The following is a 13,137-nucleotide window of genomic DNA, read 5'->3' as shown; positions in this document are numbered from 1 at the left end:
AACTGCAGCAATGACAGAAGGATATGCGTCCGCTGATTGCTTTATTAGATGGCATAATTGGATTGGACTAATCCATTTTTGGAGTGGATGGCAGTAAAGATGATTGATCTGAATGACGTCGCATTGTTTGTAAAAGTGGTGCGCAGCGGTAGTTTCGCTGAGGCAGCACGGCAGCTTGGAATGCCCTCAAACACCTTAAGCCGGCGGGTTCAACAGCTCGAGGCTCAACTCGGTACGAGGCTGCTGCAGCGCTCCACGCGAAAGCTCACACTCACTCAGTCCGGCGAGACTTTTCACGAGCGCTGCTGTGGAGCAGTGGAAGGTCTGATTGACGCTGGTGAGCAGCTGATGACCGGAAACCAAGAGCCGAGTGGCACCGTGCGCATTGCGGCAATGGCTGATTTTTTCGACTTCTTTCCTATGGAGTGGGTGGCCGATTTTCTCGAGGCACATCCGCGGGTACACGTCGACTTTGTGCTAAGCGATGCACGTGCCGATTTGATCGCTGATCGCATCGATATTGCGTTTCGAGGTGGGGCGTTGCAGGACTCAGGATACGTCGGTCGCCAGCTTCTTGGAGCGGGTAACGAAGGTCTGGTAGCCAGCCCTGATTACATTAAAAAAAGAGGCATACCTAATAAGCTTGGAGATTTGGTCAAACACGACTGTGTGAGCTTTGGCCATCCTAGCGGTTTCACCACTTGGGTTCTTCATGGGCCAAACGATACGGCGGAAGAGGTGCGGGTCACTAGCCGTTTCAATGGCAACACCGCCCAGGCTTTGCGCAAGGCGACGTTGGCCGGGCTAGGAATTGCCTTGCTGCCGCCCGCTATGACTAAGTTTGATCTTCAGACGGGGCGCCTTGTGTCTGTACTTCCGCAGTACCACAGAACCGGATACGGCCTGCATCTGCTTTACCCTAGTCGGCGACACCTACCGCTGGCTGTATCTGCATTCATTGGCTTGGTTATGGAGAAATTAGAGGGGCAAGAATTCCCTGCAACGACTCTTTCCTGATCCATGCATTGTCGGAATATCGACGATTCGGTCGCGCTCGGAATAGAAGAGGGTAGCGCTATAGTGGGAGCCTGGCACTTCGTTGTTTGAGGATTCATTCCCCGTTCGAATGGTTACCTTCAAAGCCCGAATCATGCCTTGATGCATAAACATTTCGTCGCGCGGCAGTCGCAAGCCTCGTGTGCTTCGCAAACCTTCAACAGAGGCAACGATGATGAATTCAACCTGGGCAGATCAAGTGGCACTTGTGAGTGGAGCGGGCAGTGAGCTTGGAATCGGTATGGCCATTGCCCATCGTCTTGGGGCTCAAGGGGCCAAGTTGATCGTCACGGCAAGCAGCGCACGCATCAATGAGCGGGTTGCGGAGTTACGTGCCGCCGGCTTCGAAGCAGTGGGTCGACCGGTCGACTTGACTCAGGAAACTCAGGTGAGTGAATTCGTCGCTTGGGCTGAGGCCGCCTGGGGCCGCATCGATATTCTTGTAAATAATGCCGGTATGGCGATGCAAGGGAGTCCAGAACAGTTCTCCGAATTCACGAGTACGAGCCTCGAAAGCTGGAATCTTTCCATCGCTAGAAATCTGACAACTGCGTTTCTGTTAACCCAAGGGGTGTTGCCTGGGATGCGAGCGAGAGGCTATGGCCGCATAGTGAACATCAGCTCAACTACCGGCACACGGGCCAGTAATCCAGGGGAGGCTGCTTATAGTGCTGCAAAGGCGGGAATGGTAGGAATGAACATGAGTCTAGCTCTTGAGGTTGCTCATCAAGGTATCACTGTGAATTCAGTTGCCCCTGGTTGGATAGCTACAGGGTCGAGCACGCCTGATGAAGTCAAAGCCGCACGTTCTACGCCTCTCGGGAGAGCGGGGCGACCAGACGAAGTGGCTGCAGCCGTTGTATTCCTGGCTTCACCCGAAGCGAGTTACATCACCGGTGAGCTGCTCGTAGTGGATGGAGGCAATTGTCTGGTCGAGAACAAAGCTGATTAAGACTTTTTAGTTCCTGATAGGGATCTCAACGAGCTTGAGGGATTTTAGGGATATCGCCTGATCAGGTCGTGCGTCGACGCTCATTTTGCGTCTCCCGCACAGAAGTGCTGCTAAAGGACGTTGATATTGATGTCAATCAGCGTTGCCTTAGCTGCGGTGCGCCGACTCACTGGTCCAGCAAAAAACGCTCAATTTCCTCAACGGTACTGCGCGCCGTTCGGGTCACGCCGATCAGTGTCGCGGAAGCGGCGCCAGTCCAGTCGCCATAACCCACCAGCCACAAACGCGGTTCCTGAATCGAATGCGTACCTTTGACGGCCACGCGCCCGTCGGCGGAGCACACGCCCAGTGATTCCAGATAGCCGAGGGCAGGGCGGAAGCCGGTGCACCAGATCACCGCGTCGACCGGCGTTTGTGAGCCATCAGCCCAAGTCACGCCGGTCTCGGTGAAGCGCAGGAACGGCCGAACCGCGTGCAACACGCCGCGCTCCCGAGCCTCGACAACTGGCGGCACCATCACGATATCGCCCAGGCCGCCAACCGGGTTTTCAATGACCATGCCGGCCAGCTGCGCTTTCCAGCGCTCGGTGGCGCGTTCGAAGAGCACACGTCCATCAACGTCATCGGCAAGAAACTCTGGCGGCTGCGGAGTGACCCAGGTGGCATCGGCCACTTGCGAGACTTCAGCGAGGATCTGTGCACCGGAATTGCCACCACCTACCACCAGGACTTTTTTTCCGGCAAACGGTTTGGCGTTAACGTAGTGGGCCGAATGCAATTGCTGGCCGGTAAAGGTTTCGCTGCCGGGGTAATGCGGCAGGTAAGGATGGCGCCAGGTGCCGGTCGCGCTGACCACGGTACGGGCCAGCCAACTGCGACCTTGGGCTTTTACGTTGAGGTGATTGCCCCGACGTTCAATAGCGTTGACCCAGTAGGGCCGTTCGACAGGAAATTGGTAGCGTTGCTCATACTGACGCAGGTAATCGACTACGTTGTCGCGACTGGGGTAACCGTCAGTGACCGGAGGCATCATCCAACCGGCGATGGAGCTCGAGGTCGACGGTGAAAACAGTCGCAGGGAATCCCAGCCATGTCGCCACGCGCCACCCGGTGCTGCTTCGGCATCAATAATCACAAAGGAACGCCCGGTACGGCGCAGGAAGTAAGCCACGGCGAGTGCGGACTGGCCACCGCCAATAATCGCGACATCCACTTCGGCAGGCATGAGGAATCCTTGGGTCAGCGAGGTTCAGGTTAAGTTAATCCATTTGAAGCGGACGTTTGTTGATGTTGCTCAAGCGGAGGCGTTCTAAACCACAGCCCGGAACAGTGATACTCCCAGAACGGCAGCGCGCAGCCAGCCGAGACGATCGCTGCGATGAGATTCGGTGTTCATGGTTTAGCGGGACTTACTGTCTTTATATGGATCAATTGACATGACTTAACATAATATACATTACACGTAACAAGATGTTACGAGATCAGCCCGGTTGCACAGTGGATTTCAACCTACAGAATCGACCTGAATCCGATCCACTGCTTTTCCTTGAATTCGACGGCGCTCAACCCTCATCACGCGTCAGCTTTTCAATCAGCGTTCGATGCTGTGGAAATTGTTGCGTGAGTTTCTGCCGATTACCCATTTCCATATCGGCAAAATCAAATCCTGGCGAAACGGCTTCGCTGATCAGCCCAAATCCGTTTTCGCCTTCGAGCAACCGCGAAGCTTTCCATAGTCCACCCGGTACGTGTAATTGCAAAAGCTGTCCTGCCAGGATGTCGGCGCCCATCACCAATGTCTGCAACGAGCCGTCAGCATGAATCAGGCTGTACTCAATGGCGTCGCCCAGGTGGAAATAATGCAGGATGTCGGATCGATTGAAATGAAACTGGCCCACCGGTGATCGTTGATCGAGCAGATAGTAAATCGAGGTCATCAGATACCGTGGACCGCTGGGGGTTTCGAGTGGGTCGCGATGATCGGCTTGATAGGTTCTGCGGAAATAGCCACCTTCGAGGTGAGGCTGCAGATCCAGCGTTCTAATAATGTATCCAACTTTGGCTTCACCCTTGATCATGGTCTCTTCTCCGTCGAATATGATGCTATTTTACGTTAACTCGACTAAACGACCATTTAGTGTAGTTAAACATGATTTCTAGTGAATAAAGGTCCATGCTCGTGCCACTACTTTTGAAATTCACTACGCCGCTGGTATCTCCAAGCAATCATGACGGAGCCGCCCTACCCTCAATGCAAAACCTCATCAGATCGCCATCACCATCAAATTTTTCATCGCTTTCCTCCATTTAAAAAACCAGCGCTGCCCAGCGCGCAAATCTCTTTCGAACTGGCCTGTTACGGCGCAGGCCGGGGGCCTAGCTCGATTGGCGCGGTTTCAATCAAGCGCTTCGACACAATCATCGACTTGGTTGTGGCTGCGTACTTTTTGAAGTGCGGCGATTCGATATGGCTTCGGTATGCCGAATCGCTGGCGTAGATTTCGAAGAAATGAAACCAGTTCGGGCGGTCGACTTCGGCGACGGCGTAGATTGATATGACGCCCGGCTCTGTTCGAGTCGACTCTGTGATCTCTTCCTTGACTGCGGCTTGATAGGCCGCAACCTGTGCAGGATCGATTTCGAGTTGCGCGATGCGCACCACCAAGCCATTTTCCTCGGCGGCCAGCGCTTGTCCTGCCAGTAATCCAGCCAATGCCACCACTCCTAATAAACGTTTACCCATCAGGTTTCCCCCTCTTCATTGTGTGGCTCAAGGCGGAGGCGCTGATGCCCACCTCTTTGCCTGCGCGATTAAAGCTTTGATGGCGGGTAATGGCGAGAAAATAGACAAAGTCTGCGAGGTTGGCGCGGCTTACATTCATGAGGCCTCACAACTTGAATTCGGGATGGAAGCCGGACGAGCGACCACGTCAGGTGATTCTACGGATCACATCAGCGTATTTTGATGAATTTCCCTCATTAAACTGTCGCATCAGACTCATCAGTTGAATTCCATGATCGGGAACGAAGGCTGGAAATCGGCCTCGTATCGCTATTTGCCACCGAGACTCCCTCCGCCATCGACGCTGATCACTTGGCCCGTTACGAAGGATGCCCCCTCGCTCAGCAGGAAGGTAATCAGCGAGGCCACTTCTGATGGCGTTCCCAGTCTTTGCATCGGAATCGTGGACAGTATCTGACGCTCACCCTCACTTCCCACGGGTCGGTTGTTTCGGAAAAGCTCGGTGTCTATAGGGCCCGGGGCGACGGCATTGACCGTAATGCCAATGGGCGCCAACTCAAGTGCCCACGTACGCGTGACCCCCACCAATGCACTTTTTGCGGCAGAGTAAGCGGTTCTGTCCCGGGCTCCAAAAATGGCACGGCTGCAGACATTCACGATGCGTCCTGCAGAAGATCGCTTGAGAGACGGCAGACAAGCCTGGGTGATTTGTACCGAGGCTCTGACATTCAGGTCAAAAACGTTTTGGAGTGTTTCGAGTTCAAGCGTTTCCAGGCTTTGCGGAGACGCAACGCCTGCGTTATTGACGACGGCATCAATAGAGGTCCGCTCCAGGAGTTTCTCAAGCATTTCCCTCGTTTGCTGAGCATCACTTAAATCACAGAGCAGCAGCTTCCCGGGAAAATCATCAACCGGATGCCTGGCGATGCCGACCACATTCCACCCTGACTGATTCAACTGAGTACTGAGTGCGAAACCGATTCCTTTGGTTGCACCAGTGACCAGTGCAGTTCTGCTGTTGTTCATGGTTACCCCTCTCATCAACGATCACCTGCGCCGCCAGAAGTAGACGTTCCAGATAACTCACTCCAAGCAATATGACCGCCCTTCAGTATCGGTGAATTTCAATCCGTATCCCCTCATTCGTATCTGGAGCACGAAAGTAGCTCGTTATCAAATCAAACTCAGCGTCGCTTGCTGTAAACTCATGCTCGGCGCGGCCATTGCGCCGATGTAGCCTGCCCCGACAGGTCTCATCATCCACTTCGATGTAGTGGAAACAGTGGGGAATTTCGGCAGCGTCAGCCAGACCGCGTAACCACAGCCGATCCTCTGGCGTGTTGGCCGGGAAATCCAGAACCACAGTCACGCCAGCCTTCAGCACATCGATGACAAGCGGGCCCACCAGTGCCCGAATCTGACGCGCAAGCCTCACGTAATCGGCCACTGATTGGATCTGATCAGGGTAAAGCCTTGAGAGCCAATAATCCTCACTCATCAAAATAGCCGACCGTTCAGACGCCAAGGCCTTGGCCAACGTCGATTTACCGGATGCAATCTTGCCTGACATCAAATGAAGCATTGGTTTGGTCATGGGGGACGTCTCCTTGTCGAGTTCTGATGATCTTCATTGAAAGCATCGAAGCAACCGCATACCCTCCACTGTCAGCTTTGGACTGGGCCCGGTTTTTCCAGCCAGAACTTCAGCCTTTCTTGCTTTTCTCTTCATCGTATTCTTCTTGGACCACACGTAATAAGGATCCGAAATAGCCTCACTCGGTCGAAGGGACGGAAGCTTTGCTGCCCAAGCGTATGAGTTCATTGGAGAAACACAGGCCGACTATGATCAGCACCGCTCCCGCGTAGAGGCTTTCGCGCGGTACTTCATTGAGCGCCACAAACGCCAGCAGCGCGGCAAACAGTGGCTCGGTCAATTCCAGCGCTTGTACTTGGGATGGCTTGAGATACTCGATGGCCTTGGTCGTGCAGAAGAAGCCCAGGATTGTCGGCAGCGTGGCCAACGCCAGCAGCGCGGCGATCGCCATCGGCGACAACTCGCCTATTACAAAACCATCGGCGGCAGCCGGCATCAGCAAGTACAGGCTGCCAAAGAACAGCAATTGGCGGGTGAAGTGCAGTCCTCCCGACACCCCCATACGCTTCATGGCCACCGAAAAGGCTCCATAGCCGGAACCGGCCACGGCGGCGAGCGCAGCACCTTGCAGTGTAAAGCCCTGCTGCAGGTCGCCGCCGAAGATTACCGAGATTCCGGCGATAGCCAGTGTGGCGCCAACAGTAGCGTTCGCGGTGATCGCGTCCTTGAGGAAAATGCGCCCCAGAATGATCGAGGAAATTGAGGCGCTGGCCATCAGCACCACCACCACACCTGCCGCAGCGTAGTGTCGATAGGCGGACGTTTCGAAATGGAACAGCACAAAGATGCCAAGAAACGCGCAGACAGCCGCCTGCGTCCATTTGGTCGATGTCGCCGGGCGCTTGAGGAAAAACAACAGAATCGAGAGAAGCACGCAACCCAGTACGGTCTTGATGACAGCAACACTGGTAGAGGTGAAACCATTACTCATGAGTATTTTGCTGAGTACCCCGATCGTTGCGTTCAGTGCCGCAGCGGAGAGTGCAAATATGACGCCTTTCCTGAAAGTCGATTGCATGGATGACGATCCCTGTCGCTGAATGGTGGTTCGATAGAAAGCCGCCCTGTATCGACGGCGCAAAGTTTGAGGACACGAGCAGCCGACTAATCCCGATAGAGTGCTATTCGCCGTCATGTCGCCAACGGTCAGAGGGCCTGGCCTTTGGCGATGCAATACGAGTTGACGAACATGGCAGTGTGCTGCAGAGACTGACGTATATCCGGTTTGGCTATTCCGTGCATGTTGGCAAATTGTTCAACCGCCGCCGTATTAAAACGAGTGGTCTGGATAAAATCCAGGGCTTCGGGTTTTGAATTCAAGAACCACGCGACGGGAGGAATACTCAGTAGCAGCTTCAGCAATCGAAGTGAAATGTGATGCTTGGGAGACTTTAATCCCAAAGGTTGTGCAACCTGTTTCAGGAGTTCTCGCAGGTTTGGCGTCTGGTCATCAAGCGCCAGCAGTTCCTGACCCACCATGGCAGGATCAATCGAGTAACGCGGCCTGTTCCAGCAGCAGGCCGCGAAACCATTGCATTGCCGGGTCATGCTCTTGATAGGGATGCCATTGCAAGACTTGAACGGCCTCGGGAAAAGCCAACGGCGCCGGGTGGACGCGCAACGGATAACGCTGAGCGAAGCGTTGCGCCTGTCGTCGAAACACCGTGGCAATGCGTGCGGTACCGACAATGAATTGCGGCATCAGCACAAAGCTTTCAACGGTCACGGCCACTTGTCGCTCAATGCCGAGTTCATGCAGGTGCATGGCATCCATCGCCAGGTTGTGCCCGTCGGCAAACTCGCGCACCACATGCGCTGCGGCGCGATAGTCGGCCATGCTCAGTTGCTCGGTAAACTCTGGCTGCTGGGCGCAGACGATACAACAGAGCTGGTCCGTCATGAGCGGCACATGGGGATAGGCCGGGTTCAACCGTCGCTGCGGCACGATTACGCAATCACTGCGCCGATAATCGAGCGCTTCGCTGACGACATCACCGTCGCGCGGGACAGGCATGTCACGCAGGCTCAAGCGAATACCCGGAGCGATACGCGCCAATACACGGCTGACGGTTGGAAGCAGCACATCGGCGACGTAATCGGAGGCTACCAGAGTGATGTGTCGGTCGCAGTTCGCCGGGTCAAAATTCAGGGGTGCATCGACGATCTCCCGGGTCAGTGCCAGCGCAGCACGTACCTTTGGCAGCAATTCCAGACCCAGCGCTGTGGGTTCCAGGCGGCGCCCGACTTGCACCAGTAACGGGTCATTGAAATGTTCACGCAAGCGGCCCAGTGCCGAACTGGCAGCTGACTGTCCCAGGCACAGACGCTCGGCCGCCCGGCTGACACTGCATTCGCTCAACAAGGCGTCCAGCGCAACCAACAGATTAAGGTCGAGGCGTCGATATCGCATGTCGGTTCCGCTGAAGGTGATAGTGACGTCTTTGCGCCCGCCCGGTTTGCGGGCAGGATCAAAAACGAATCATGACCTTAGCGAGCTGTGTACCCATGCGCCAATCGCGTGTTGGGTTGGGAGGTATCGTTAACGAAGATACCAAGCGCCACTGCGCGTGAATTAGTTACTCAAGGGTAGCCACTAATAGAAAGGTCAACACGCACCATCGAGGATCCAGCAGGTAAGCAAATGCCCTGCGATCACTTTTGATCGAGGGTAACTTATAGGTTGCTCGAAATTGATGCTCGTGGACGGCAATCGGCCAAAAGCGGACATTGGCTTCGGCAGGTATTGGCCTAGACTGGGTCGACTCAATAATCGAAGGACATAGAATGCTTATTGTCTTTAGCGGCCTTCCAGGTACTGGAAAAACGACTATAGCAAGTGACCTTGCCACCAGAACAAGGGCGGTGTATCTGCGGATCGATACGATTGAGCAGGCTATCCGAAACTCCGGTGCTCTGGCACAAGACGTGGGGCGGAGCGGTTATATGGTCGCTAATGAGCTTGCTCTGAGCAATCTTCGCTTTGGCAGTACTGTCATAGTCGACTGTGTTAACCCAGTAATCGAAAGCCGAAACGCGTGGAGCGAGATCGCTATTCGCTCTGGTACTCCATTAGTGAATATCCAGGTGGTTTGCTCTGATAAATATGAACACCAGCGACGGGTAGAGACCAGGAAGATTGATATTCCTGGTCTGTCGCCCCCGACCTGGCAATCTGTATTGGATCATGAATATGAGCCGTGGGATGACGCTCCCTTTGATATAGACACAGCCTTGACGTCCCCGGCGGAGGCAGTGGCAATGATCACTAAACGATTTTTTCCGAGGAGTAGCGCCAGCTAAAAGCTCTACTTAGCAAGGTGCGATCAGCAGACGCTTGCCGCTTTTGGCCGAACACTGGTGGTCGAGAACGGCTGCTTTACGCCTCCACTCTCAGCAAAGGGCCGACACCCTGATGAACTCACTCACTGAGCATGTCGCCAGTTTGACGTCTTTTTCTCACACAACTGATTGTCAAAAGTACGCCGGCTGCAATGCCTTGTGTACCGCACATAAGCCAGATTAGGCCTATGTGAAAAAGGACCCAGGCACTCAAACCTAAAATCAGTGTTAACAATACCCCAAGTAAAAGTAGTGGCAGGTGTTGCACAGAGGGGCTGTCCTCCAGCGAGTCGGAAAAAATGCTCCAGCATGCCCATTGCGAGAACAGCGACAGCAGAAGCCACAACATGATCACCCCCCAACCAGAAAAGGATTGTGAGGTGAAGAGGTTGATCGTCGAGGTGATGGTGAACCAAAGAGTGAAGGCGAATGTAGTGCTTGAAGGTACGGTATAGGCTGGAAGGGCAATGGCTATCTGAATCAACTTGAGTGTTTGCAATCGAGTCATTCATACGCTCCCTGCAAGTTGAATTTCACCGCGTCCTATGGATTCTTCAGTGACTATAGATCAGGAGTCCTTCGAGGGGGAGCATGCGGGCGGTCAGCTATTGGCCCATTGCTGCCGGTCACCAAGGCCGCAATCGCCCATAGCTGCCGGTGAGGAACGGTAGATTTTGGCCATAACCGGACACTCGACAGCCCCCGAACGTTTGTTGAGTCCATCTGATCATCTATGAAAGAAGCGCTCGCAACGGAGCTGATATCGATGAGTTCGTCTCGCTCGGCCATCAAGGGCTTCTGCCTTTGATGGCGGCGATTGTGCCCACATCAGCGACTCAAAGATTTTCGCCTGGAACCTAAACACTCAGCTGCTTGATCCAGTCAAGACTCGCAACGGTAGATACAGAAGGACGGTACTCACACCCGATCCATCCTGCGTAGCCGCGCTGCTCCAGCGCCGCGAACAAGGCAGCAAAGTCGATACTCCCCGTTCCCGGCTCGTGACGACCCGGGCAATCGGCTATTTGCACATGCACGGTTCTGTCATAGAAACGCGCCAGCACATCGGCTGCATCTCCGGTCAAAAGCTGCGCATGGTAAAGATCAAGAATCAGCCCGACACTCGGGAAGGTCTCCAGTACCTGTTGCGCCTTGTTGAAGTCAGACATGTAATAACCCGGCATCGCCTCCGCGCTGATCACTTCGATCAGCGGCCGCAGCCCCTGGTCTTCCATGTACTTGACCGCATATTCCAGGTTGCCCGCGTAGGTTCGCTCAGCGTCATTCTGCGTGGTAACGCCCGACATGATGTGGACATCCGCACACGCCAAGGTCTTTGCGTAGCGGGCGGCCTGGAGCAACCCGTCACGAAACTCCTCTCCCCTGCCCTGTAACGCAGCGATGCCTTTGGTCACGCCAGCCGGGGCGGCGAACTGAATCAACGGCAAACTGTATTGGGCTAGATGGTCGGCAAGCAGACTGGCGTCGAATTCGTACGGTGACGGGAACTCCACTGCCCGGAAACCGGCGGCTGCGGCGGCTTCGATGCGTTGTAGAAAAGGCAATTCATTGAATTGGAAGCCGAGATGAGCATTGAACTTGAGCATTGGGTAATCATCCATCCTGGGAAGAAACGACATCATTAGCCTGGAGCATCCTTTGCCGCTCCAGCACTGCACTATCGCAAGTGCGTTCAACAATTAAAACCAGGTTTCCATCTGGATACCGTATTGCCACACCCCTCCCGCCTGGAAGTCGGACATGCCAAAGGAGTCGTTAGTACTGAACCTGTCCAGATCCGAAGACCAGTTCATGTAGCTGCCGAACACTCGCAACTCCGGACGCGAGAGTAGATCGCCGACGTCGAGTTTGAATGTCGGGGCGACCGTGAATTTCCAGAAGTTACCATCGACCGCATTACGTTGTAGATAGCCTTTGGGGTCGAGGTTCATGGTTTGCCAGCTCATTTCGTAGGCCATTTCGAAGTTGCTGTTGATTTTGTTGGCCAAGCGCACGTTGAGGGTCAGCCAGCGGTAGTCGTCACCTTTGACGTATCTATCCTTGCACTGTTCAGCCAGCAAGCTGGGCCCGATGCGCCAGTCAGAGGTCAGCGGGGTCTCACCGTAAAGTGCCAGACGCAGCGCGCGGGCGTCGTCGATCAGTTCACCATCCGAGCCGACGTTCTTGACCTCTGCCCCCAGGCCTTGCCCATAGAGCAGCGCCGTTTTGAAGAAGCCTTCCCTGCCGAAAAAGGTTTTCTGGTGATTGGCCAGCATGCTGTGCAAACCGGAATCCGCAGGCGTCAAACCGGCTTTATTGGTGCGGGTGCCAAAATCGTTTTTCTTGGCGCCGATGGCGTTGTACATCCACTGCCACTGGCCATCCTCGAAGAACTGGTTGGAGGTCAGGATGTAGCTTTCCACATCGGCATTGATACCGCCCTGACTGAAATCCCCGTAGCTACGCCCAATCAACGAGTAATTCGAGCGCCAATGCTTGTTCATCTGCACATCGTAAATTCCACCGCCGGTGCCGGCCAGGTAAACGACGTCCGAGTCCAGCCAGTGGATATCGAAATTATCTCTATCGAATCGCTTGCCTGCCCACAGCGTAGCGTTCTCGAAGACTGAATTGCCTTTGAATGCAGCGACATGGTCGAGCGTGGCGAACACCTGGCGTACGTTGAGTTTGCTTTCGTCGGCCGTCCAGTCATTGGAGCTTTCCACACCGTCGGCGATGGAGACGGTGAATTTTGAACGGGTGCCGTTTTGCGCATAGATCTCTTTCGACAGGTCGATACGCATGTAGGTGTCGTCCTCGTTACCGAGTCGCCCGACTGCCCCGCCCACCGAACCGGCCGGCGTTGTATAAGGGCCGCCACGCCCGCCACCCAGCCCCTCGTCGACCAGCAACCCGGAGCGCGCATAGCCGTTGAAGCTGAACCCATCGGTGAGGTTTCCGGCACCGCCCTCCTTCTCCAGGCTTTGCTGACGGGCTTCGAGTTTTGCCAGTCGGGTATCCAGAGCCGGCGCCGAAATGGCTGTTGCGTTAGCCGCGACGGACTGCGAGGGCGGCGTCGCGAATTTGATCTGCTGCAATTCCCGGGCAAGTGCCTGGGTCTGCTGTTCGGCCGTGGCTGCACGCTTTTCCGCTGCGCTGGCACGCGCTTCAAGCGCGGCCATGCGCTCTTCCAGCGTCGCGGCCTGAGAAGCCGCTGCCGATGTGCCGAGCACGCCGACCAGTAGCCAGCTTGATCCTTTCTGCATGTTGACTCCCTGTTTTGTTTTTATTTTTTGGTTGCCGCAGTTGCCTTTTTTGCGTGGGTCGCGAGTTGTCACAAACGACAAAAAAAGGATGCCTCCTCGCAAATACGCTGCTACATTTGGCGATGTT

13 protein-coding genes and 2 pseudogenes are annotated in these 13,137 nt (G+C 54.9%); 3 read left to right on the top strand and 12 right to left on the bottom strand.

Annotated features, from left to right (window positions below; all coding sequences use genetic code 11):
* Positions 1–99 precede the first annotated feature (99 nt).
* Both ACZZ0A_RS11115 and ACZZ0A_RS11110 read left to right on the top strand, forming a co-directional pair.
* Positions 100–1,017, top strand: a complete 918-nt coding sequence (locus tag ACZZ0A_RS11115) for a LysR family transcriptional regulator (protein WP_463544089.1) — start codon at positions 100–102, stop codon at positions 1,015–1,017.
* A gap of 214 nt (positions 1,018–1,231) precedes the next feature.
* Positions 1,232–2,008 (top strand): SDR family NAD(P)-dependent oxidoreductase, encoded by a 777-nt coding sequence (locus tag ACZZ0A_RS11110; RefSeq protein ID WP_123375449.1) that lies wholly within the window; start codon positions 1,232–1,234, stop codon positions 2,006–2,008.
* Between the two features lie 166 nt (positions 2,009–2,174).
* Here the strand turns inward: ACZZ0A_RS11110 and ACZZ0A_RS11105 are convergent, their stop codons facing one another.
* From ACZZ0A_RS11105 to ACZZ0A_RS11065, 9 genes and pseudogenes are all read right to left on the bottom strand, one after another.
* Positions 2,175–3,233: an ArsO family NAD(P)H-dependent flavin-containing monooxygenase gene (locus ACZZ0A_RS11105; protein WP_463543052.1), complete on the bottom strand. Its 1,059-nt coding sequence runs from the start codon at positions 3,231–3,233 to the stop codon at positions 2,175–2,177.
* 337 nt (positions 3,234–3,570) lie between these two features.
* Positions 3,571–4,086, bottom strand: a complete 516-nt coding sequence (locus ACZZ0A_RS11100) for a cupin domain-containing protein (protein ID WP_463543051.1) — start codon at positions 4,084–4,086, stop codon at positions 3,571–3,573.
* Positions 4,087–4,364: 278 nt separating this feature from the next.
* On the bottom strand, positions 4,365–4,751 hold the full coding sequence (locus tag ACZZ0A_RS11095; RefSeq protein WP_463543050.1) for a putative quinol monooxygenase: 387 nt from the start codon (positions 4,749–4,751) through the stop codon (positions 4,365–4,367).
* A 13-nt stretch (positions 4,752–4,764) separates the two neighbouring features.
* Positions 4,765–4,890, bottom strand: a pseudogene (locus ACZZ0A_RS11090) (helix-turn-helix domain-containing protein); the annotation flags it as partial.
* A 170-nt stretch (positions 4,891–5,060) separates the two neighbouring features.
* Positions 5,061–5,777 carry an SDR family oxidoreductase gene (locus ACZZ0A_RS11085; RefSeq protein ID WP_463543049.1) on the bottom strand — a complete coding sequence of 239 codons (717 nt, stop codon included), beginning with the start codon at positions 5,775–5,777 and terminating at the stop codon, positions 5,061–5,063.
* An 82-nt stretch (positions 5,778–5,859) separates the two neighbouring features.
* Entirely contained in the window at positions 5,860–6,345 is a 486-nt protein-coding gene (locus tag ACZZ0A_RS11080; protein WP_095048959.1) for a P-loop nucleotide/nucleoside kinase family protein, read from the bottom strand.
* 178 nt (positions 6,346–6,523) lie between these two features.
* Complete coding sequence (locus ACZZ0A_RS11075; RefSeq protein WP_095118873.1) at positions 6,524–7,423, bottom strand: DMT family transporter; 900 nt, start codon at positions 7,421–7,423, stop codon at positions 6,524–6,526.
* 128 nt (positions 7,424–7,551) lie between these two features.
* Positions 7,552–7,899, bottom strand: a pseudogene (locus ACZZ0A_RS11070) (SDR family oxidoreductase); the annotation flags it as partial.
* Complete coding sequence (locus ACZZ0A_RS11065; protein WP_463543048.1) at positions 7,892–8,815, bottom strand: LysR family transcriptional regulator; 924 nt, start codon at positions 8,813–8,815, stop codon at positions 7,892–7,894. The gene ACZZ0A_RS11065 and the pseudogene ACZZ0A_RS11070, both read right to left, overlap by 8 nt.
* A gap of 374 nt (positions 8,816–9,189) precedes the next feature.
* Between ACZZ0A_RS11065 and ACZZ0A_RS11060 the strand changes: the two genes are divergently transcribed.
* The gene (locus ACZZ0A_RS11060; protein WP_463543047.1) at positions 9,190–9,705 is read left to right on the top strand and encodes a P-loop nucleotide/nucleoside kinase family protein; all 516 of its coding nucleotides are present in this window, start codon (positions 9,190–9,192) and stop codon (positions 9,703–9,705) included.
* Positions 9,706–9,823: 118 nt separating this feature from the next.
* On the opposite strand, the gene ACZZ0A_RS11055 is transcribed toward ACZZ0A_RS11060, so the two are convergent.
* The 3 genes from ACZZ0A_RS11055 to ACZZ0A_RS11045 form a co-directional block, all read right to left on the bottom strand.
* Complete coding sequence (locus tag ACZZ0A_RS11055; protein WP_007910226.1) at positions 9,824–10,252, bottom strand: hypothetical protein; 429 nt, start codon at positions 10,250–10,252, stop codon at positions 9,824–9,826.
* A gap of 349 nt (positions 10,253–10,601) precedes the next feature.
* Positions 10,602–11,351 (bottom strand): hydroxypyruvate isomerase family protein, encoded by a 750-nt coding sequence (locus tag ACZZ0A_RS11050; protein WP_463543046.1) that lies wholly within the window; start codon positions 11,349–11,351, stop codon positions 10,602–10,604.
* A gap of 93 nt (positions 11,352–11,444) precedes the next feature.
* Entirely contained in the window at positions 11,445–13,010 is a 1,566-nt protein-coding gene (locus tag ACZZ0A_RS11045) for a carbohydrate porin (protein ID WP_463543045.1), read from the bottom strand.
* Positions 13,011–13,137 lie beyond the last annotated feature (127 nt).

The organism is Pseudomonas sp. AC242 (genome assembly GCF_979258655.1).
The sequence above is the reverse complement of the archived record's forward strand: the minus strand, read 5'-3'. Positions and strand labels throughout refer to the sequence as shown.